General features: G+C 63.3%; 13 protein-coding genes and 1 tRNA gene. All 14 read left to right on the forward strand.

Features of this window, described 5'->3' with window-relative positions; translation table 11 throughout:
* The first annotated feature begins 106 nt into the window (after positions 1-106).
* Positions 107-1,267 (forward strand): hypothetical protein, encoded by a 1,161-nt coding sequence (locus HYR72_27185; protein ID MBI1818685.1) that lies wholly within the window; start codon positions 107-109, stop codon positions 1,265-1,267.
* Between the two features lie 37 nt (positions 1,268-1,304).
* On the forward strand, positions 1,305-2,546 hold the full coding sequence (locus tag HYR72_27190) for a hypothetical protein (protein MBI1818686.1): 1,242 nt from the start codon (positions 1,305-1,307) through the stop codon (positions 2,544-2,546).
* Between the two features lie 94 nt (positions 2,547-2,640).
* The gene (locus tag HYR72_27195) at positions 2,641-4,155 is read left to right on the forward strand and encodes an AMP-binding protein (GenBank protein ID MBI1818687.1); all 1,515 of its coding nucleotides are present in this window, start codon (positions 2,641-2,643) and stop codon (positions 4,153-4,155) included.
* A 91-nt stretch (positions 4,156-4,246) separates the two neighbouring features.
* Positions 4,247-5,023 carry an enoyl-CoA hydratase/isomerase family protein gene (locus HYR72_27200; GenBank protein MBI1818688.1) on the forward strand — a complete coding sequence of 259 codons (777 nt, stop codon included), beginning with the start codon at positions 4,247-4,249 and terminating at the stop codon, positions 5,021-5,023.
* A 14-nt stretch (positions 5,024-5,037) separates the two neighbouring features.
* Positions 5,038-6,645: a methylcrotonoyl-CoA carboxylase gene (locus tag HYR72_27205; GenBank protein ID MBI1818689.1), complete on the forward strand. Its 1,608-nt coding sequence runs from the start codon at positions 5,038-5,040 to the stop codon at positions 6,643-6,645.
* A gap of 66 nt (positions 6,646-6,711) precedes the next feature.
* Entirely contained in the window at positions 6,712-8,445 is a 1,734-nt protein-coding gene (locus HYR72_27210) for a hypothetical protein (protein ID MBI1818690.1), read from the forward strand.
* A 38-nt stretch (positions 8,446-8,483) separates the two neighbouring features.
* Entirely contained in the window at positions 8,484-11,834 is a 3,351-nt protein-coding gene (locus HYR72_27215) for an AAA family ATPase (GenBank protein MBI1818691.1), read from the forward strand.
* Positions 11,835-12,000: 166 nt separating this feature from the next.
* Positions 12,001-12,213 carry a helix-turn-helix domain-containing protein gene (locus HYR72_27220; GenBank protein MBI1818692.1) on the forward strand — a complete coding sequence of 71 codons (213 nt, stop codon included), beginning with the start codon at positions 12,001-12,003 and terminating at the stop codon, positions 12,211-12,213.
* Positions 12,214-12,256: 43 nt separating this feature from the next.
* Positions 12,257-12,346: transfer RNA gene (locus HYR72_27225), tRNA-Tyr, on the forward strand.
* 371 nt (positions 12,347-12,717) lie between these two features.
* Entirely contained in the window at positions 12,718-13,932 is a 1,215-nt protein-coding gene (locus HYR72_27230) for a transposase (GenBank protein MBI1818693.1), read from the forward strand.
* Positions 13,933-13,996: 64 nt separating this feature from the next.
* Entirely contained in the window at positions 13,997-14,965 is a 969-nt protein-coding gene (locus HYR72_27235) for a hypothetical protein (GenBank protein MBI1818694.1), read from the forward strand.
* Between the two features lie 215 nt (positions 14,966-15,180).
* Complete coding sequence (locus tag HYR72_27240; protein MBI1818695.1) at positions 15,181-18,492, forward strand: AAA family ATPase; 3,312 nt, start codon at positions 15,181-15,183, stop codon at positions 18,490-18,492.
* A gap of 251 nt (positions 18,493-18,743) precedes the next feature.
* The gene (locus HYR72_27245) at positions 18,744-20,474 is read left to right on the forward strand and encodes a cytochrome c (GenBank protein MBI1818696.1); all 1,731 of its coding nucleotides are present in this window, start codon (positions 18,744-18,746) and stop codon (positions 20,472-20,474) included.
* Between the two features lie 338 nt (positions 20,475-20,812).
* Positions 20,813-21,619 carry a hypothetical protein gene (locus HYR72_27250; protein ID MBI1818697.1) on the forward strand — a complete coding sequence of 269 codons (807 nt, stop codon included), beginning with the start codon at positions 20,813-20,815 and terminating at the stop codon, positions 21,617-21,619.
* Positions 21,620-21,845: the final 226 nt, after the last annotated feature.

The raw sequence follows: 21,845 nt of genomic DNA on the forward strand, positions 1-21,845 counted from the left end.
CTTTTGACTTGACAAGTTTGGACCTCGTCGATATAAGGCCGACACCTATTTGGGGGGTTTTGCGCCACGCCCATTTCGGCGCTGAGTGATTGAAAGGAGGAGGGTAATGCGTAGGCAGCGAGAGCGAGTCGGGTTCATGAGGCAAGCGCTGATGGTGGCGGGTGCGCTGGGGCTGCTGGCTGGTGTAGCCGGTGCCGACGTCACGACCGAGCGCAGCGCGTCGATCGTGGTGTTTCCGAAGGTGATCACCACCAGCACGCGCGACACCATCATTCAGTTGACCAACACCAACAACTCGATGGTCCATGCGCACTGCTACTACATCAATGGCGCGCTGGCGGATCCAAACTCGCCCCAGATTCCCGGGATCAACGACCCGGTCTGGAACGAGTTGGACTTCGACATCTGGTTGACCAAGCAGCAGCCGACCGTGTGGGTCGCGTCGACCGGCCGCGAGGCCGATCCCACCGACAACTCGACGTCGTGCGCTGACTCCAACGGCTCGTGCTACGGCGTCGGCCTCGACCCGGGCTTCGTGCCGCCAACCGCCGAGGATTTCACCGGTGAGCTGCGCTGCATCGAAGTCGACGCAACCGGCCAGCCAGTCGGTGGCGACCATCTCAAAGGCGAAGCGACGCTGGTCAATACAGATACCGGCGACGTGGCCAAGTACAACGGTATCGGCATCCTCCACAACTCAGGAGTAGAGATCGACACCGACAACGTGCTGTGTCTGGGCGATAGTGGCCCCGATATCTGCCCGTCAGGCGCCGAGTACAACGCCTGTCCGGACATTTGGATCTTGAATCACTTTGCGGATGGCGCCGCAGATCCGATAGCCGACGACGAAAGCCCTGAGGTCAACAACGTGGGCACCGAGTTGACGATAGTTCCCTGCACCGAAGACCTCGAAAACAAGAAGGCGGCTTCGGTTGTTATCCAATTCTCGGTCACCAATGAGTTCGAGACCAGCTTCTCGGCGTCGACGACGGTGACGTGTTGGGAGAACGCTGATCTCGCCGACATCAACGAACAGGCCTTCGGGCGTGTGGCGTTGACGACTGATTTTGCGCAGACCCGCATCCGTGCAGTCGGCACCGGCGGTGTCCTCATGGTTGCCGAGGAATTCCACCAGGTGCAGATCAATACGAGCGATGATATCCACACCGCGAGTGCCGCCTTCAATCCGCACATCGAGGATAACCCGGACAGCGCGCGGAGTGACACCATCACCTTCCAGCCTGACCTGGTGGTGCCCGAGCCGTAACGGCGGTCGCGGCTTGGGATAGGGAAAGGAGACGAACATGCGACATGTGAGATGGGCAAGGTGGGCGGCTGCGGTGGCGACTGTGCTCGTCGTGGGAGCGCCGCATGCAACACGTGCGGACGTGACCTCCGATCAGGCGGCGGCGATCGTGGTGTGGCCAATTGTGAGTGTGACCAAGGATACCGACTCCTTAGCACCATTCGCCGATGACACGCTCATTCAACTCAGCAACACCAGCACCAATCCGGTGGTAGTCCACTGCTTTTACCTCAACGCCAATAGCCACTGCAGCAACAGCGGCGATGTTTGCCAAGTCGGCGCGCAGTGCTGTGGCGGGGATGGCTGTGGTTTCTGCTTGCCGGCGTGGAATGAAACTGATTTCAATATCGTCCTGACCGGGCGTCAGCCGATCGCTTGGGAGGCTTCCGATGGTTTGAAGGACTTCTGCACCACGCCAAGCGCGGACGCAGGTGAGCCTTGCATTCCATTAGATGGCGTCTCGCGTCGGGGGCCGAAGGATCCGACGGCTCCTTCAGGGGTCACTCGTTTTCAGAGCAATGCCGGAACACGCATTCTTCCGGTGCCCGAGACTCCGTTCCAGGGCGAGTTGAAGTGCATCGTTGTCGATCAGACCACGGGGGTACCGGTGCGCGGTAGCGCAGCCAACGTTTTGATTGGACAAGCGACGCTGGAGACTGCTGAAGAAGGTAGCCTCGACGTAGCGAAGTACAACGCGATCGGCATCAAGGCGCTCGCGGAGGGCAACAGCGATGCCAATGAGAACGTCCTGACGCTGCAGAACAGCCCTGCCGGCCAAGGCGACTACGAGGGCTGTCCCAACGTCCTCATCCTGAATCACTTCTTCGACGCGGCGATCAACCCGGCCGATACGGACCTCCAAATCTTCACGTGGCCGGTGTTTGTACCCTGCACGGAAAACCTATTGCAGCAGATCCCGGGTGCGGCGATTGCTCAGTACTTGGTCTTCAACGAGTTCGAGCAGCGCTTTTCCACCAGCAATACGGTTCAGTGCTTCCGTGCAACCGGATTGTCGAGCATCGACACCACCCAACCGGAGAACTCGATCTTCAACGTCGGGGTGGCCGGAACCCTCGTCGGGCAGACGCGTGTGACACCAATCGGCAGCGGCCTGCTGGCCGTCGCCCTCGAGTTTCACGCGACGAATTCGCCGGTGCTGAACAACGGCAATCACTCGGCTGACGTGAACGTGCACTATCAGGGCCAGCGGAGCGCCGCGGACCGCATTACCTTGCCGTAACAGTCTTCACGGCAACGTGATCAAAAGGGGCGAGGTCGCAAGGCCTCGCCCCTTTTTTTTCGGGCGAGCGGTCGACACGATCAGGGAGGAACGGGTGCCTACGGAGACACTCTCAGCCCGCATCTTTGAGCATCCTCAGGCTACGACCGATGCGACTCTGCTGAGCTGGGGTGACCGCGAGTACCAACGCGGCGAGCTGCTTCAGGCGGCACGCACGGTGGCAGGTGGGCTCACCGGGTATGGAATCCAAAAGGGCGAGCGGGTTGCGGTTGGACTGCGGAATTCGCCGGAACTCATCGAGGCCGTGCTCGGGGTCTTGTACGCCGGCGCGGTCCTGGTGCCGCTGAATCCGGCGTACACGGCCGACGAAGCAGCCTACGTCGTGCGCGATTCAGGAGCGGCGTTGGTATACACGCATCCAGAACAAGCAGCGCTGTTGCGCGCTGCCGACGGTATCGAGGAGCGACGCGTGCAAACGAGGCTGCCGATCGGCTGCGACCTCCCGGAATCTGCGCAGTCGGTGGCGCCAGATGACCCAGCGCTTCTCGTTTATACATCGGGTACCACAGCCAAACCAAAAGGGGCGACGTTGTCGCACCGGGCATTGGTCTCGAATCTGGAGACTGTTTCGAGAGCATGGCGGTGGACGGCTGCGGATCGTCTACTGCTGACGTTGCCCTGCTTTCATCTGCACGGCCTCGCGCTGGGCATTCTGGGATCGTTGCTGGTGGGATCGCAAATCGTGTTGCGCGAACGCTTTGTGGCTGAAGGGGTGCCCCAGGATATCGAACGACATCGCATCACGCTCTTTTTCGGCGTGCCGACGATGTACAACCGGCTCGTCGGATTGCCAGAGGAAACGCTGCGTGCGCACGATCTGTCGTCGATGCGTGTGTGGGTGTCGGGCTCGGCGCCCTTGACGGCAGCGACCTTCAGCCGCTTCGAGCAACGCTTCGGTCACCAGATTCTTGAGCGCTTTGGAATGAGTGAGGGTGGATTCATGATCGCCGCGCCGTACGAAGGCCCGCGCCGCGCCGGTGTAGTGGGACGGCCGCTGCCGGGGATTGAGGTTCGGATCGGCGACGTGGATGCAGCCGATCGCGGCGAACTGTGCGAGGTTGCCGAGGGTGAGCAAGGCGAGTTGCTTATCCGCGGGCCGAACCTTTTCAGTGGCTATTGGAAACGGCCTGAAGAAACGGCGCGGGCGTTCGTTGGCGAGTTCTTTCGCTCGGGCGACCTGGCCGTGCGCGAAGCGGACGGCATGATCCGCATTACCGGGCGCCGTTCGGTCGATATCGTCAAGACGCGCGGCTTCAAGGTGAGCGCCGTTGAGATCGAAAGTCATCTGCAATCCCATCCGGGCGTGTGTGAGGTGGCCGTCGTTGGCATTCCGGATGCCGATCAGGGTGAACGGGTGGTTGCCGCGGTGACGCGCGTAGCGGACTCAGCGGTGTCGGCCGATGAGCTGCGCCAATTTGCGCGCGCCGGGTTGGCCCCGCACAAAGTGCCATCGGAGATTGTCTTCGTCGACGAGATTCCGCGCACCGGGCCGGGGAAGTTCAGCAAGCGGCTTTTGATCGAGCGCCTGAGTCGACTGCCGGATGCTTGAGGAGACCGAAGTGCGATGGTGGCCCGATGACTGCACGATGGCTGTGGCCACGCAATTTGAGTGCGGCGCTAAACGCTGCTAAGGGCGCCGCATGCTGCACGTCGAAAGTTCGAACGGCATCGCTCGCCTCACCCTAGCCCGTCCGGAAGTCGGCAACGCACTCAACGACGAAGTCGCCGAACGGGTGATCAGCGCGCTCGCGGAATGTCGCCGCGACGGCGATCTGCGCGCGGTCGTGTTGGCGGCGGAAGGCAAGGTCTTTTCCGCCGGCGCGGACTTGAACTGGATGCGCCGCATGAAGGGTGCCTCGTTCGACGACAACGTGCGCGATGCGACTCGCACCGCCGAGCTGTTCGCGGCGCTGTACGAGTTTCCGCGCCCAGTCATTGCGCGCGTCAACGGACCCGCCCGTGGCGGTGGCGTCGGGTTGATTGCGGCGTGCGACTTCGCCATCGGTGCGACGGCGGCCAGCTTCGCCTTCACCGAAGTGCGGCTCGGCGTGGTGCCCGCGGTGATATCGCCCTACTGCATCAAGAAGCTCGGCGAGGCGCGCTGCCGCCGGCTCTTTCTCACCGGCGAAGTGTTCTCCGCCCAACAGGCGCAGGCGTGGGGTCTGCTCGATGACGTCTGCCCGTCGATGGAAGATGTGGACAGTGCCATCGCGCAACTGCTCGCGACATTGAATCAGTGCGCGCCCGAAGCGTTGGGTGTGGCGAAGGCGCTGCTGCGCGGCGTCGCGGATCGTTCGCTCGCCGACGCGAAGCCGTTCACCGCAGACATCATCGCCCGCATCCGTACCGGGGCTGAGGCGCAAGAAGGCATGGCGGCGTTTCTCGAAAAGCGCAAGCCGGCCTGGGTGAAGCGTTAGGCCGCTGCCATCCGATGCAGCGTATCGAAACGAAAATTCGTCCGTCCGATTCGTCGTTTCAGGCGAACGCCGCGCACCATCGCGGGCTCGCCGCTGAGTTGCGGGCGCGGCTCGCCACCGTGCGGCAGGGTGGGCCGGAGCCGGTTCGCCAAAAGCACATCCAGCGCGGCAAACTGCTGGTGCGCGACCGCATCGAACACCTGCTCGATCCCGGGACGCCGTTTCTCGAATTGTCGCCGTTGGCGGCGTTCGACATGTACGACAACGACGCCCCGTGCTCGGGCATGGTCACGGGCGTTGGCGTCATCCAAGGCCGAGAGGCATTGATCATCGCGAACGACGCGACAGTAAAAGGCGGCACGCTCTATCCCATCTCCGTCAAGAAGCAGCTACGGGCGCAGAAGATCGCGATGGAGAACCGCTTGCCGTGCGTCTATCTCGTCGATTCCGGCGGCGCGTTTCTCCCCTTGCAGGCCGACCTGTTCGCCGACGAGAGCCACGGCGGCCGCATCTTCTACAACGAAGCGATCATGTCGGCGATGGGCATTCCGCAGGTCGCCGTCGTGATGGGGTTCAGCACCGCCGGTGGGGCGTACGTGCCGGCGATGTGCGACGAGAACATCATCGTGCGCGGGCAGGGCGCGATCTTTCTCGGCGGCCCACCCCTGGTGAAAGCGGCCACCGGGGAAGTGGTCACCGTCGAAGAACTCGGCGGTGGTGACGTGCACACGCGCATCTCCGGGGTCTCGGATCATCTCGCCGGCGATGACGCCCACGCACTCGCGCTCGCGCGTGAAGTGTTTCTCAACTTGCCGCGTCCGGCGAAGTTCGCACTCGCGGTCGATCCACCCGAAGAACCCGCCTATGATCCGCAAGAACTCTACGGCGTGCTGCCGCGCGACACGCGCCAGCCGTTCGACGTTCGCGAAGTGATCGCGCGCCTCGTTGATGGCAGCCGCTTTCACGAATTCAAGCCGCGCTACGGCATGACCTTGGTGACCGGCTTTGCGCGCCTCCACGGTTACCCAATCGGCATCCTCGGCAACAACGGCGTGCTGTTCTCCGAATCGAGTCTGAAGGCGACGCACTTCATCGAGCTGTGTTGCCAGCGCAAGATCCCGCTGCTGTTCTTGCAACACATCACCGGCTTCATGGTCGGCAAGCAGTACGAGCATGGCGGCATTACGAAGGACGGGGCGAAGCTGGTGCATGCGGTCGCCACCGCCCAGGTGCCGAAGTTCACCGTGATCATCGGCGCGTCACACGGCGCCGGCAACTACGGCATGTGCGGCCGCGCCTATGGGCCGCGGCTGTTGTTCATGTGGCCGCACTCGCGCATCTCGGTGATGGGCGGCGAACAGGCGGCGCAAACGCTGCTGACGGTCAAGATCGAACAGCTCAAAGCGCGCGGCGCATCGTTGTCTGACGATGAGCAGCAGCAACTCATGGCCCCGGTGCTGGCCAAGTATGACGAGGAAGCCAGCGCCTACTACTCCACTGCGCGCATCTGGGATGACGGTGTGCTCGATCCTCCCGATACGCGCTCCGTGTTGGCGCTCGGGATCGCGATGGCGCTCAATGCCCCCATACCCGATCCCAAGGTCGGCGTCTTTCGCATGTGACGGGCCGACGAGGCGAACCAAGAAGTAGGAGTCACCAGCCAAGAGTCACGAGAATCGGGGGGTGCGATGCGCGGCCACTACGTGATTGCGACGACGCTACTCGCGCTGCTCAGCGCTCAGTGCACGGTGCTGCCGCAGCGCCAGCGCGTGCCGATCGTCTACTTGGATCAAGGTTGGACCGCACACGAGCGGCAATCGTACTACCGCACGCCGCAGGGCATGGAGTTGCTCGGCATGCGCTATCAATGGCTGCTGGCGCTGGAGCGGCCAGTCGGGTCGCAGCGCTTTGCCGCGCCCGACCATCTGGCACAATTCGGTTTCCTCATCGACGACGATCCGGTTGGTAACCCCGATCAGTTGCCGGTGGGCTTCACCAAGCATCGCGATCCGAACACCGGTGACGATATGCTCGATCTCAGTTGTGCGACCTGTCACTCGGGTCAGATCAACTATGGCGGGCAAGGTATCCGCATCGACGGCGGCGCCGGTATGCATGACATGAACCAGTTTCTCCAGGCGTTGGTCGTGGCGCAGCTCACCACCTACATCCTGCCCTGGAAGTTCGATCACTTCGCCCAGAAGGTCTTGGGCGTGCGCTATCCCGACGGCAAGTGCGAGCTACGCCACGCCTTCGGATCCGTCCTCCACACGTTTCTTTCCGAAGGCTTCACCCAGTGGTATCACGGGCAGTCGCTGACGCAGGACGGCTTCGGCCGCACCGACGCGCTCGGCCGCATCAGCAACGCGCTGTTCGCTGACCGGCTGCAAGTGCCCGCCAACTACGGCCGCGCCGACGCGCCGGTCAGCATCCCGCACCTGTGGGACATCTGGTTGCTCGACTGGGCGCAGTGGAACGGCTCGATCCATCAGCCGATGCTGCGCAACGCCGGCACCGCGCTCGGTTTGGATGCGCCGCTCGCACTCGTGAACGCTAACGGTGAGGTGCTTCCCGAGGCCGAGCGCTACCAATCGACCGTCGAGGTTGCCGCCCTTCACTGCATCGAGACCACGCTCGCTAAATTGCAGACGCCGCGTTGGCCGGAAAACGTTCTCGGGACGATCGACCGTCCGCAGGCGGCGCACGGCAAGGAGCTCTATGACCAGTTCTGCGCGTCATGTCACGATCCCCGCGTCGCCGAGTACCACACCGGTTGGTATCCGCCGCACTCGGCCGCGCCGACCACCACGCTGCCGGAGTGGCAGGTCGCGCTGTTCCCCGTCGATCAGATCGGCACCGATCCGCGCGCCGCCGACAACTTCGCGAAGCGGACCGTCGATCTCAGCAAGCTCGATCCGTCCGATCCGTCGTTGCGCCACATCTCGGCGGCCGATGGACTGCGCTACATCACCAGTCGCGTGATCAGCCGCCAGTACGACGAGATCGGCCTGACCGCCGCGCAACGCAAGGAGTTCGACGGCCTCGGCCGTCCCGACGAAGTTCGCGCGCCGCGCATGTACCGCGCTGCACCGCTCGACGGCATTTGGGCCACGCCGCCATATCTGCACAATGGCTCGGTGCCGAACCTCTATCAGTTGCTCTTGCCAGCGGCGCAGCGTGACGCGACTTTTTTCGCCGGCAACTTTGCGTACGACCCGAAGCATGTGGGCTATGAATCGACACGCTTTCGCGGTGGCTTTCGCTTTCGCACCAGCGACGTGGGCAACGCCAATAGCGGACATGAGTACGGCACCGATATGTCCGACGCCGACCGCTGGGCGTTACTCGAATTTTTGAAAATCAGCGGCGAGGATCGACCGCTGCCGTCGCCACCCGAGCCGCCGCAGTGTGGCCCGCGCTGAGGCGGACGTGCCTGCTCGGAGAAGGCAGCCGCTAACCGATGGCCCGCAGCGAAACCGTCACCGTGGTGTTCACCGATTTGGTGGGCTCGACTGAACTGGCTGGGCGGCTCGGGCACGACGCGTACGAACAACTTCGCCAAGAACACTTCCGGGCGTTGCGTGCGGCCGTCGTGGCGCACAACGGATCGGAGGTGAAGACCACGGGCGACGGCTTGATGCTGGCCTTCGCCGGCGCGGCCGATGCGGTGGCGTGCGCGATCGCTTTGCAACAGGCGACCGACCAACACGCGCGCCGCACGCCGTCGGAGCCGTTCGCCATTCGCGTCGGCGCGTCGTCGGGTGAAGCGAGTCGCGAGGACAACGACCTCTTCGGGTTGCCGGTGGTTGAAGCCGCGCGGTTGTGCGCGGCTGCGGCCGCGGGACAGATCGTCGTCGGCGATGTCGTCAGGCTGATGGCGCGCGGGCGCGGCCACGGTTTCAGTCGCCTGGGTGACCTCACGTTGAAGGGATTGGCCGAGCCGGTGACCGCGTACGCTGTGGCGTGGGAACCGCTTGCGGATGCGACGTCGCAGGTGACGATCCCGCTGCCGCCGCGCTTCGCAACGGTCGAGCCGCTGGCACTCTTCGGCCGCACGACCGAACAGATGCTGCTGCGCGAGTGTTGGACCAAAGCGCGCGCCGGAGAACGACAACTGGTTTTGCTCGCAGGCGAGGCGGGTATCGGCAAGACCCGCTTGGCGACCGAAGCCGCACGCGCCGTGCACGCCGAAGGCGCCATCGTTTTGTTCGGAAGCTGCGACGAAGAGATCGGTCTGCCGTATCGGCCGTTTGTTGAAGCGCTCCAGCACTACGTCGCGCATGCGCCCGAGGCGGTGCTCGCCGCGCACGTGCGCGCTCACGGCGGCGAACTCGCCCGGTTGGTCCCTGAACTGGCGAATCGCGTGATCGATCTGCCGGCACCGCAATCGGCTGAGCCGGAAACCGAGCGCTACCTGATGTTCGAGGCCGCCGCCGGCCTCCTGTCCGCTGCCTCACAAGAGCGCCCAATTCTGCTCATCCTCGACGACTTGCACTGGGCCGCCCAGCCCGAGGTGTTGCTGTTCCGCCACCTCGTGCGTTCGCACCGGCCATTGCGGTTACTCATGGTGGCGACCTATCGCGACAGCGACGTATCGCGCACCCATCCTCTCACCCCGTTGCTCGCCGATCTGCGGCGCGAAAACGGCGTCGAGCGTCTCGTCGTGCGCGGACTCGGCGACGACGCAGTGGTTGCGCTGATCAGCGCTCTGGCCGGTCATGAACTCACCGACGCCGGCATCGCGCTCGCACAGGCGATTCAACAGGAGACCGACGGGAGCCCGTTCTTCGTCACCGAGATTCTCCGTCATCTCGTCGAGTCGGGCGCCGTGTTCCAAGAAGGTGGCCGGTGGACGTACCGTGGCCACATCGGCGGGCTCGGGATTCCCGACAGCGTTCGCGAGGTCATCGGCCGCCGGGTCGCACGGCTGTCGGACGCCACCGGCCGTATCCTGAGCCTCGCGGCGGTCATCGGGCGCAACTTCGACCTCGCACTGCTCGCGCGCATCGCCGACACCAGCGAGGACGATGCGCTCGACGCGCTCGACGAAGCGTCCGCCGCGGCCCTGATTCACGAAGTCGGCGGTCGTCCAGGGCATTTCAGTTTCAGCCACGCGCTGATTCGCACCGCGCTGTATGAAGCCTTCAGCGCGGCGCGCCGCGCTCGCCTGCACCGCCGCGCCGGCGAAGCGCTCGAAGCGCTCACGCAGTCCACGCCGGGTACTCGGATCGACGAACTGGCGCACCATTGGATCCGCGGGCTCCATGCGGCGCGCGTGGCCGATGTCAGCAAGGCCGTCGCGTACGCCCAGCAGGCGGGCGATCAGGCGCTGGCGAGTCTGGCGTACGAGCAAGCCGCCGCACACTATGAAGCGGCCCTCGCCGTCCTCGAATCGCACGACGACGCGACCGAACAATTGCGGTGCGATCTGTTGCTCGCCTTGGGTGATGCCCAACGGCGCGCCAGCGACGCGCGCTATCGTGACGTGATGGCGAGCGCCGCGGCGCTGGCGCGCCGGTTGCGGGACCCAACGCGCTTGGGTCTCGCCGCGCTCGGCAGCGCGCGCCCGGGCGGATACTTCACCAGCGTTCTTGGAGCCGATCCGGCGCTGATCCAGCTCTATACCGAAGCGAGCGCGGCGCTCGAAGGTCGCGACAGCCTGCTGCACGCGCGGTTGCTCGGCCAGCTCGCCGTCGAACTGATCTTCACGCCGGACCATACACGTCGGAGCACAATAGCGGCGGATGCGCTCGCCATGGCTCGCCGACTCGACGATCCCGCAGCACTCGGTTCGGTGCTGGCCTCGCATGTTTTTGCAATCAACGACCCCGCAACGCTCCCCGAGCGACTCGCTCTCATCGCGGAGCTGAAGCAGCGAGCGGAACAGTTGGACAGTTACGAGCTGGGCTTCTTCGCCGCCTTCCATCGCGCCGGCGCGTTGCTCGAATCCGGCGACGGCAACGGTGCCCACGATGCGGTTGAGCGGATGCACGAGTTCGCCGAGGCGTTGCACCAGCCCTTCTATCGTCTGCTGGTGCAGCACGCGCGCACGATGTGGCTGATCGTGCACTGCGACCCCGATGCCGAGCGCGCGGCCTTCGCCGCTTTCGAGGTCGGCGTGGCCGGTGGCAATCAAGACTCCACCGCGGTGCTCGGCTCGCAGCTCTACGTACTTCGTCACGATCAGGGGCGTTTCGCGGAATTTGCCGACACGCTGCGCGCCAATGTCGAGGCCATGCCCAATATTCCCGCCTGGCGCGCTGGGCTCGCCCTCCTGTATTGCGAGATCGATCAACTTGATGATGCGCGCAAACATTTTGAGATTCTCGGCGCGCGCGACTTCGTGTTTCCGCTCGATTGGACGTGGAGCGTCGCGATGTTCCGTCTCAGCGAAACTTGCGACTATCTGCGTGATCAACGCGCCGCCGCACTGCTCTACCCGCAGATCGATCCGCTCGCGCACCAAGTCGCTGTCATGTCCAACACGATCTTGTGCCTGGGCTCGTTTGCCTACCCCTGTGGCCTGCTTGCCGCGTGTCTGCGGTGCTGGGACGAGGCGCAGCAGCACTTCGAACGCGCGCTTGCGACCAATACCCGGATCGGCGCCCCGGCGAGCGTCGTGTCCACCCAGCGCGCGTACGCGGCGATGCTGCTGTCGCGGCGTGGTCCGGAAGATGCGGCGCGCGCCGCAGAACTGATTGCTGCGGGTCTCGATGCCGCCCACACCCTCGGGATGGCGCGTGAGATTGTGCGACTGGAGCGATTGCGCGACGCAAATCAGGTTCCCTCTCCCTCTGGGGGCTTTGCCTAAGAACTCGAATTTCTAGCCGACATTTTGGGCAAGTTCGAGACTTTTTGGGCAAGCAAAAAGTTTCTTCTGCAACTCGCATTTTTTTCTTGCACTCACTCGGCGAAGAAGTACCGTAAGCCCGGCTCGATGTGGTTGCTACAAGCTGCAACGGCATTTGATGCTTCGTATGGAGGTGGCGGTGGCGATTGAAGGTGAAACGCTTCTGACGGTTGCCGATGTTGCAAAGCGACTCGGCATAGTCCCCGCAACGGTTCGACACATTGCGACGCAAGGAAAGTTGCCATCGCTTCGCACACTCTCGGGCGTGCGCATTTTCCTTCTGCGCGATGTCGAGCAGCTCGAAATCCAACGCGCGGCCGAGAGAAGGAAACCCGACTAGGTGGTTAAGACGACAAGGTGGCAATTCGCCTTGGAAGAGATGCGGGGCGGTGGGTGAGCGGTTGAAACCACCCGACTGTAAATCGGGCGCCGTGCTCAGAACACGGCCGTGGGTCCAAATCCCACCCGCCCCGCTCCCTATGGCCAGGCCGAACAGCTTGACGGCACTTCGGCGTGGCCCGGACGGACATGAAAGATATAGATCGCTGCGCACGTAAAATCTACCGGGAACGTTCGGCCTGTTTCGGCTTGTCCCAGCGCGGCGACTTGCAACGCGGGCACACAGTCGGCCGTTCCCGCGCTTCGGTTTCGGGGTTGAGTCTCGGTAGCCACTCCCACCCGCACCGACACCGGCACCCATCCAACTTGACCTCACCGATCGGCTTCGCGTCCTTCGCCATAGCTGCGGCCTCCCATTGGGGATTACTAATAACCGTTCCCAATGGTATTGACAAGCCCCCCTATTTGGTGTTACTATTGGTAGTAACAAATAGGAGTGAGCAGAATGGAAATGGACGGACGGCAACAACGGGGACTCGAAATCGCGGCAACGAAACAGATCACCAAGAAGGGCGCTATGTGGGTCGTGCCCTCGCAGTCCGACAAGGGCCGCTACGGTGTCACCATCGACGGCGATACCAAGCACTGTACCTGCCCCGATTTCGAGGAACGGCAGCAACCCTGCAAACACGTCTTTGCGGTCGAGTTCGTGATGCGGCGCGAAACGGTGACCGATGGTGACACCACCGTGATTACCGAGACCGCCGCCGTGCGCGTCACCTACGCGCAAAACTGGCCCGCCTACAACGCCGCGCAAGTCAGCGAGAAGGCGACCTTCGTCAAACTGCTGCGCGATCTGTGCGCGGGAATCCCCGAACCACCGCAGAGCATGGGGCGTCCGCGCTTGCCGCTGGCCGACATGATCTTTTCCGCTGGCTTCAAGGTCTACAGCACTGTGTCCGCACGCCGATTCATGACGGACCTGCGCGAAGCACACGCTGATGGATTGATTTCGCAGCTTCCCTGCTACAACTCGATTTTCAACTACCTCGAATCGGAGGAACTGACCCCGATCATCCGCGACATGGTGACACGCAGTGCGCTGCCGCTGCGCGCGGTCGAAACCGACTTCGCGATTGATTCGACTGGATTTACCAGCACGCAACTGATGGGCGTGTGGCGCGCGGAGAAGTACGGCGCAAAGGCGACACGACGCGAGCACGATTGGTTGAAGCTGCACGCCGTGTGCGGAGTGAACACCAACGTCATTGCGGCGGTGGAAGTGACGCCGCGCAATAGCCAAGACTCGCCGCAGTTTGCACCCCTGATCGAAGCGACCGCGCAGCACTTCAACGTTCAGCGCGTGCTCGGAGACAAGGCATATTCCAGCCGCGCGAATTTGGAACTGACCGAGAGCAAGGGCGCGGTTCCGTTCATCCCCTTCAAGTCCTACGCGGTCGGCACCACGAAGAACGAGACGTGGAACCGCCTGTATCACTACTACGCTTTGAACCGCGACGAATTTCTGAAGGCGTACCATAAGCGCAGCAACGTTGAATCGACCTTCTCCGCGATGAAGCGGAAGTTCGGGGACTTCGTGCGCAGCCGAACGCCAATCGCTCAGGTCAACGAACTGCTGTTGAAGGTGCTCGCTTACAATATCGTGTGTGTGGTTCATTCGATGCACGAGTTTGGAGTCAATCCGAGCTTTCCGGCATAGGTGCGACAATTGGAATTGGCCCGGCATATGGTGGTAAGCGATCCAAGCACTTCCTGCCGATCAGATGAAACCAGACCTCACCGCCATTACTGACATCAACGTCTTCGCAGTCCAAGTCTATAACTATCCCCTTGTGGTCCACCTCAAGTTGGAACCAGCACGTCTGAACGTCCCTTGTGCGAATCATCCAACCTGGATGGTATTTGTTTTCTTCCTTCTTGCTGTAGCCCGCGCGAACGCGACCTGCATCATCGCGCATTGGTCGCCAGACGAAATTATCGTCGGGGCTGACAGCATGACGGTTCGGCATCAAGGCACGGCGCGGACGCCGACCTTCGCGGCGTGCAAGATTCGGCCGATCGGAAGCAATGCATTTGCGGCAATCACTGGCCTGGATGGTAGTATATCCAGTGACAGCCCCTACATCGCCGCTGGTGAGGGTTGGATGGATGGAGATACAACGAGCGAGCGAATGTCGAACATCGAAGGCAACATGGTCACTTGGCTTCTCCCACACGCCAATACTCTGAGGATGAGCGATTCTTCCTACTGGAAATCGCACTGTGTCAATGGCAGCCCCTTTGAGACAGCGTTGATATTTGGTGTAATCGATGGCGCACTGACGATCATTCGGAGTGACTTCACGATTGTGCCCGATGGAACAGCTACCCCGCCGTTCACGATTCACGTTGATCGCGAGAGTTGCCCCCCGAAGTGCCCAGTTAGCGGGTTCATTCCGCTTGGCGACGAAGTGACGATCGATCTGTACGAGATGCGGCATCACTCGTGGACGGGTACTGAAACGGTTGAACAAATCATCACTGGATTGATCAAGGATCACGAGACCGCATTTCCCAACGACGTTGGCGGGGATACGGACATTTTGCACGTCATACAATCCGGCTACCACTGGACTGCTTTGAAGAAGGAGTGCGGCGATCCACACGCCCAACCCCGCAAAGTCACAACGCCTGACGCCAGTACCCCCGCGCCACCGTCTCCATATGTTCTGCAAGCCCCGTCGCGACGCTAACTGCGCTTGTTCTTTGGGCCGCAAAGTCCCTTTTTGGGCAAGGCTCCGCCTTGATGGGCAAGAAGCACTTTTGAGGCAAAGCCCCCTCTGGGAGAGGGTGATGGATGCTCACTCATCGACTTGCGCGATCCGCGTTCGCTTGACCCCGAGAACGGCACGCCTTAGACAGGTCCAGAGCGGTGGAGTTGGATCACATAGAGACACGGCGGGGCTAGATGGCGCGCACAGAGACGATCACGGTAGTGTTTACCGATCTCGTCGGCTCAACCGAGCTGGCGACCGCGCTTGGCCATGATGCGTACGAGACGCTCCGACAGGATCACTTCAGCGCGCTGCGCGCTGCGGTAGCGGCGCACAACGGAACGGAGGTGAAAACCACCGGGGACGGACTGATGGTGACCTTCGCCAGCGCGGCCGATGCGCTCTCCTGTGCCGTGGCGATGCAGCAAGCCGCCGACCTCCACGCCCGGCAATTGGCGGCGTTGCCGCTCGCCATGCGTGTCGGCGCGTCGTCGGGTGAAGCCAGTCGCGAGGACAGCGATTTCTACGGACCACCGGTCGTCGAGGCGGCACGATTGTGCGCGGCCGCCACCGCGGGACAGATCGTCGTCTCCGAAGTTGTTCGATTGATGGCGCGCGGGCGCGGTCACGCGTTCACCGCGCTGGGCGAGCTGACGCTCAAGGGCATCGAGGAGCCGGTGACCGCTCACCGCGTGTCATGGGAGCCGCTGCCACAGGCGTCCGCAGCCACATCGCCGATTCCGTTGCCGCCACTGCTGGCGGGCGGCGAGCAGTTTCAGTTCGCTGGCCGCGAGGCAGAATTGGCGGCGATGACCGCCACCTGGCAGCAGGTCGCCGCTGGTACGCACCGCGTGGTGTTCGTCGCCGGTGAGCCCGGCATCGGCAAGACGCGCTTGGCGGCCGAGACCGCGCGGCTCGCTCACCGCGATGGCGCCAGCGTGTTGTACGGCCGCTGCGACGAGGATATGGGCGTGCCGTTTCAGCCCTTCGTCGAAGCCCTCGCCGCCTTCATCGAACACACTCCGATCGAGCGCTTGCGCGCGCAACTCGGTCGTTACGCCGGCGAGTTGGTGCGGCTCGTGCCCACGCTTGCCAACAAGGTGACTGATCTACCTCCATCATTGCGCTCCGATCCTGACACCGAGCGCTATCGCTTGTTCGACGCCGTCGCCGCGTGGTTGACGACGGCAGCAACGGAACGCCCAATGGTGTTGGTGCTCGACGACTTACACTGGGCGGCCAAGCCCACACTGTTGCTGTTGCGACACATCGCACGCGCCGGAGAGTCGGGACGTTTGCTGATCGTCGGAACCCATCGCGATACCGACATCGACCGCGATCATCCGCTCACTGCCGTTCTTGCCGACCTGCGCCGCGCCGATGGCGTCGAGCGGCTCACGCTCGCGGGGCTCGATGAAGCCGGGGTTGCCGCCTTCTTGGAGCGCGCGGCGGGGCACTCGCTCGAGACGATGGGGCACGGCCTCGCCCACGCGGTTTACGAAGAAACCGAGGGTAACCCGTTCTTCGTCGGCGAAGTGCTGCGCCACTTGGTGGAGTCGGGCGCGCTGGTGCGGCGCGACGAGCGTTGGGCGAACGCGCGCCCGCTGGCGGAGTTCGGGATTCCGGACAGCGTGCGCGAGGTGATTGGCCGGCGCTTGGATCGCTTGCCCGGCGCGGCGACCGAGATTCTGACATTGGCCGCGGTGATCGGGCGCGATTTCGATCTCGCGGTGCTGGCGACCCTCGGCGACTACGATGAGGAGCGGCTGCTCGCCGCGCTCGAGTCGGCGGTGGCGGCGCGGCTGGTCGAGGAAACCGGCGTCGATGGCTATCGCTTCGCGCACGCGTTGGTGCGCGCGACGCTGTACGAATCCCTCGGCGAGACGCGTCGGGCGCGCCTGCACCGGCGCGTGGCCGACGCCGTCCTCGCGCGCCGTCCCGATGATGTGACCGCGTTGGCCAATCACTACAGCCAAGCCGCGGTCCGTGGCGACGCCAGCCAGGCGGTGCGCTATTGCACGCAGGCTGGCGATCACGCACTGAGCAAATTGGCCTACGATCAAGCGGCGATCTACTACCATCGCGCGCTCGACTTGCTCGGCAACGCGACGCCGGGGGATCGCCGCGAGTTGCTCGTCCGACTGGGTGGCGCGCAGCGCGACGCGGGTGACGGCGCCTATCGCAGCACCCTACTCGACGCCGCGCGCGCCGCCGCCGCCGCCGGCGATGCCGATCGTCTGGTTCGGGCGGTGCTCGCCAACACCCGCGGTTACCCGGTGGCCGGCCGCGTCGATGCCGAACGAGTGGAGATGCTCGAAGTCGCGCTGACGGCGCTCGGCCCGGCGGATAGCGCGGCGCGCGCGCGCGTGCTCGGCACACTGGTGTGCGAGTTGGCGTACTCAAACCAGTCGGCGCGCATTCGCGCGCTCGATCGCGAGGCGATCGAGCTGGCGCGTCGCCTCGGCGATCCAACCACGCTGGCGTTCATCTTCCGCACCCGCTTCGTCGCCATTTGGACACCCGATGCGCACGCCGAACGCCTCGATGCGACCAACGAGTATGTTCACCTCGCCGAGCAGCTCGGCGATCCCATCGATCGCTGGTATGCCTACTCGCACCGCTTCCACACCATGCTGACCGCCGGGGACATCGACGAGGCCGATCGCTGGTTGCGCACTCTGGAAAACCTAGATGACGATCTCTGCCAGCCGACGCAGCGTTGGGTGCTGACCCGCGACAAGTCGATGCGCGCGTTGCTGGCCGGGCAGACGGCCGAAGCCGAGCGGCTGTTCACCGAGTCGTTCGAGATCGGTCAAGCGACGGGACAACCCGACGCGCTGGCGATGTACGTCTCGCAGCTCTGGCCGACGCGGGGCGTGCAGGGTCGCGTGGCCGAGATGGAGTCGATGCTCGATCAGGTTCGCGACCGGCCGGACATGCCGCGCCAGTTCTTCGCCATGGTGTCGTACTACTATTGTGCGCTGGGTCGCACCGACGACGCCGCGCGTTTGCTGGCGAACGCGGTGGCCAACGACTTCGCCGATCATCCCTACGTGTTGACGTGGATGACCGAGATGACCTCGTGGGCGCGCGTGGCGGCGAAGGTCCACCACACCGACGCGGCGGCGGTCCTCTACGATCGGCTCGCGCCCTGGCACGACCAAGTCGAGTCGAACGGCACCACCAGCCACGGCTGCGTGGCGCTCTATCTCGGTGAGCTCGCCACCACGCTGGGTCGCTACGATGCCGCCGAATCGCACTTCGTCGAGGCGTTCGCGGTCCACGAGCACATCCGCGCCCCATACTGGCTCGCGCAGACCGAACTCGACTGGGCCGCGATGCTGCTGCAAAGACAGCAATCAGGCGATGCGGCGCGCGCGCGCCCGTTGATCGAGCGTGCGCTGGTCGCCGCGCGCACGTATGGGTTCGGCGGCGTCGAGCGGGACGCGCTGCAACTCCAGGCACGTGCGGAGAGTGCGCCAACCGCGCTCGGGGCGAGTGCCTAGTGCCGAGCATCGGAGACATCCGCGCCGCGGGCAAGAATGAACGGCGGGGCAGCGAAGGTTCTCTCTCCTGGGGGCGGCTTTGCACAAGAAGGCCCTCGATACGATCATTTCGCGATCTACTCGGGCAAACGGGCATTGGGCTCTCCAAGAGAGCACCGCTTCCCCGAGTAGCCGCACTGAGTGGAAGCCGCAGGCTTCGTATCGAAGGGCGGCGTATCGAGGGGCGGCGAACGTCTTGTGCAAAGCCCACAATGATCGCTGCGTTGGCGCTCGTGTTGAGCGTGACCGGCTGCGCGGCCCTCCCCAAGTACCAACGCGTCGACATCGTCCACCTCGATCAAGGCTGGAGTGGGACGCAGCGGCAAGCGTACTACCAGACTCCGCAAGGCACCGAGTTGTTCGGCATGCGTTACCGATGGCTGCTCGCGCTCGAACGGCCGGTTGGGACGGAGCACCTCGCCGCGCCGGAACATCTCGCGCGCTTTCGCTTCTTGACCAACGACGCTGCCGCCAATCCTGACCAACTCCCCGTCGGCTTCGCCAAGCACTTCAATCCGCAAACTGGCGAAGAGATGTTGGACGTCACCTGCGCGGCCTGCCACACCGCACAACTGAATTACCAAGGCCGCGGTATCCGCATCGACGGCGGGCCGGCACCGCACGACTTCTTCAAGTTCTTTACTGAAGTGGTCGAGAGTGAGGTCGTCACCTACTACTGGCCGCCGAAGTTCAACCGCTTCGCTCGCAAGGTCCTCGGCGTGCGATACCCAGAAGGCAAGGAACATCTGCGCCGCGAGTTCTGGAAGATGCTGTCGGGGTTTCTGTCGGAGGGATTCACCGAGTGGTACCATCACCTCTATCCGACTGCGGACGGCTTTGGGCGCACCGACGCATTGGGGCGCATCAATAACCAACTCTTCGCCACTCGGCTCGAAACACCGAAGAACTATCACGTGATGAACGCCCCCGTTCATCTGCCGCATCTGTGGGACATCTGGCGTTTCGATTGGGTGCAGTGGAACGGTTCGGTGCGCCAGCCGATGATGCGCAACATCGGCGAAGCCTTGGGGGTGCGCGCCCCGGTCGAGCTGGTTGCGGGAGGCGGGTTGCCGTTGCCACCCAGTTTCCAATCGACGGTGCGCGTGAAGGATCTCCGTTGCATCGAAACCACGCTGACGCATTTGCAGCCGCCAAAATGGCCGGAAGATATTTTCGGCCCGATCGAGCGCGCCAAGGCCGCGCGCGGGCACGACGTCTACGAGCAACACTGCGCCGGCTGTCACGCGCCTCACTCGCCGAAACCGTGCACCGCGCCGCCGGACGGTTGTCCCGATGCGCAGCCGCTCTGCTGTCCCGGCACGGACTGCGTCGCCGCCAACGAATGGTGCATGCCGCTCATCCCGCTCACCGTGCTGGGTACGGATCCGACCGCGGCGACAAATTTCGCCAACTGGTTTGCTGATGCGAGCAAACTCGATCCCGGCAACCCGAAGCTCCGCCACCTCTCAGCCGGTGAGGGGCTCGCGTATGTGGCGAACCGCGTGAAAGATCTGAAATACGACGAACTTGGCCTCGACGCGAAACAGCGCGCGGAGTTCGACGGCTTCGGCCGCAAGGCCGAAGTGCAGGCGCCGCTGGCGTACAAAGCGCGCCCGCTCGACGGCGTCTGGTCCGTCGCGCCATACCTGCACAACGGCTCGGTGCCGAATCTCTATCAACTCCTGTTGCCACCCGAGCAACGCGACATCATCTTCTACACCGGAAACTTAGAGTTCGACCCCCAGTACGTCGGCTTTCGCAGCGAACGCTTCGCCGGCGGTTTCAAATTCGACACGCGGCTGACCGGCAACTCCAACGCCGGCCACGCCTACGGCGCCACACTCAGCGACGACGAACGCTGGGCGGTGATCGAGTACCTGAAGATTCTTGGCGAGGATCGTGAGCCGACTACTTCTCCCGAACCGGCGGAGTGCACGGAGTAGGAGCGGTAACGCGCAGCCGTGTTCCTTGAGAGCGCGTTGAAAACTTCAAGCGACCGACACGCGGCAATTCCCTGCGAGTGATGCGGGAGAGGGGGTTTCTGCTTCTGCCTATGAGAACGTGCATTTTTCAAGGCCGTTGGCGCGCAGACTTCCGCTGCACAACACGTCGAGAGTTTGCCCGATGAGCGGCCGCTCAAGCTGTTGATTCCTGGGCCGTGGGTGCAGTATGGACGCCATGTTTTGCGGAGGTGCTATGCCGCGAGAACTCGCGGGGGGTTGTCGATTTCGTTCTGGCGCCGAGATGTACTTAAGCGACGTAGCGTGACTCCAGGGCAGATATGATCACGGCGACACAAACGGAAGGAGGCCCACGATACGACATCCGGTTGTCGGGATCGCTGATAAACCTCTTGATCGTCGGAATAGTGACTTACCTTCGTGACAGGTGGTTTGTCCGCCCTTTCGTGGGGGCGCTCGGCACGATCGGACTTTTCGTCGGTGGATTCCTTTTTCTCTTTTCGCCGTTCATCGCCTTTCACGACTCCGCCCGCGCTCTATCAACGCCCATGATTGCGGCAGGCTTTGGCCTTCTCATGTCCGTGATTCTGTCCGGGTCGCGATTCAACCTCTTCCTGGGTGAGCCACCCGAGGTGGCGGAGCGGAAGGAAGCTGAGGAAACGCTCGGGCAGTCTCGAGACCCATACGCTTCTCTTGAACTGGACTCGAAACGGCTCAATGAGTACTATGTCATCAACCAGTCGCAAGCGCGCGGGAGTTTCCGCTGGGCCGTCTTCGCAATGTTCTGCGGTCTGACCACCATCGTCACCGGCGTTTGGATTTTCTACCTTCGCGAAGGCACGCCGGACACGTTCCTAACCTCCCTCTCCACTGCTGCAGGTGTTGTAATCAATGTAATTTCCGGGCTCTACCTATATCTCCACAACAAGACTCAACGGCGATCCTTGTACTATTACGGCCAGCTGGTCCGCCTCCAACAACTGGGTCTGGCTATCCGCCTGGCGGAGAGTCACGACGCGATCGAGGACAAGGCCGCCGCGAAGAACCGGGTAATAGACGACATCCTTGCGATCGTCCGGTCGTCGGCAGATCGGGACAGCGCCGAGGCGGCGACGGAGTCCGGATGATTCCAAACTGCGGTGCGTATGGCCTGCGTTGCCTAACCCGCCGTTCGAGGCGACGGCGAAAAGCACGCCGCGCCTGAACGGCAAGGCGTTGAGGCTGTAGAAAAACTGCGCGGGTCGGTGTAAATCAAGGGTCAGCGAGCATCTGGGGGATGTTCGGACGGCTGAGGTGATGGGGAGGGGCGGATGGCGCGGTACAAGCCGTACAATCTGAAGCAGGCCAAGATGA

The organism is Deltaproteobacteria bacterium (assembly GCA_016178705.1).
Lineage (GTDB): Bacteria > Desulfobacterota > Binatia > HRBIN30 > JACQVA1 > JACOST01.

What these genes read in the sequence shown, in the direction of transcription:
- HYR72_27185 (MBI1818685.1), top strand. Translation starts at nt 107, where the DNA reads ATGCGTAGGCAGCGAGAGCGAGTCGGGTTCATGAGGCAAGCGCTGATG.
- HYR72_27190 (MBI1818686.1), top strand. Translation starts at nt 1,305, where the DNA reads ATGCGACATGTGAGATGGGCAAGGTGGGCGGCTGCGGTGGCGACTGTG.
- HYR72_27200 (MBI1818688.1), top strand. Translation starts at nt 4,247, where the DNA reads ATGCTGCACGTCGAAAGTTCGAACGGCATCGCTCGCCTCACCCTAGCC.
- HYR72_27205 (MBI1818689.1), top strand. Translation starts at nt 5,038, where the DNA reads ATGCAGCGTATCGAAACGAAAATTCGTCCGTCCGATTCGTCGTTTCAG.
- HYR72_27210 (MBI1818690.1), top strand. Translation starts at nt 6,712, where the DNA reads ATGCGCGGCCACTACGTGATTGCGACGACGCTACTCGCGCTGCTCAGC.
- HYR72_27215 (MBI1818691.1), top strand. Translation starts at nt 8,484, where the DNA reads ATGGCCCGCAGCGAAACCGTCACCGTGGTGTTCACCGATTTGGTGGGC.
- HYR72_27220 (MBI1818692.1), top strand. Translation starts at nt 12,001, where the DNA reads ATGGAGGTGGCGGTGGCGATTGAAGGTGAAACGCTTCTGACGGTTGCC.
- HYR72_27230 (MBI1818693.1), top strand. Translation starts at nt 12,718, where the DNA reads ATGGAAATGGACGGACGGCAACAACGGGGACTCGAAATCGCGGCAACG.
- HYR72_27235 (MBI1818694.1), top strand. Translation starts at nt 13,997, where the DNA reads ATGAAACCAGACCTCACCGCCATTACTGACATCAACGTCTTCGCAGTC.
- HYR72_27240 (MBI1818695.1), top strand. Translation starts at nt 15,181, where the DNA reads ATGGCGCGCACAGAGACGATCACGGTAGTGTTTACCGATCTCGTCGGC.
- HYR72_27245 (MBI1818696.1), top strand. Translation starts at nt 18,744, where the DNA reads ATGATCGCTGCGTTGGCGCTCGTGTTGAGCGTGACCGGCTGCGCGGCC.
- HYR72_27250 (MBI1818697.1), top strand. Translation starts at nt 20,813, where the DNA reads ATGATCACGGCGACACAAACGGAAGGAGGCCCACGATACGACATCCGG.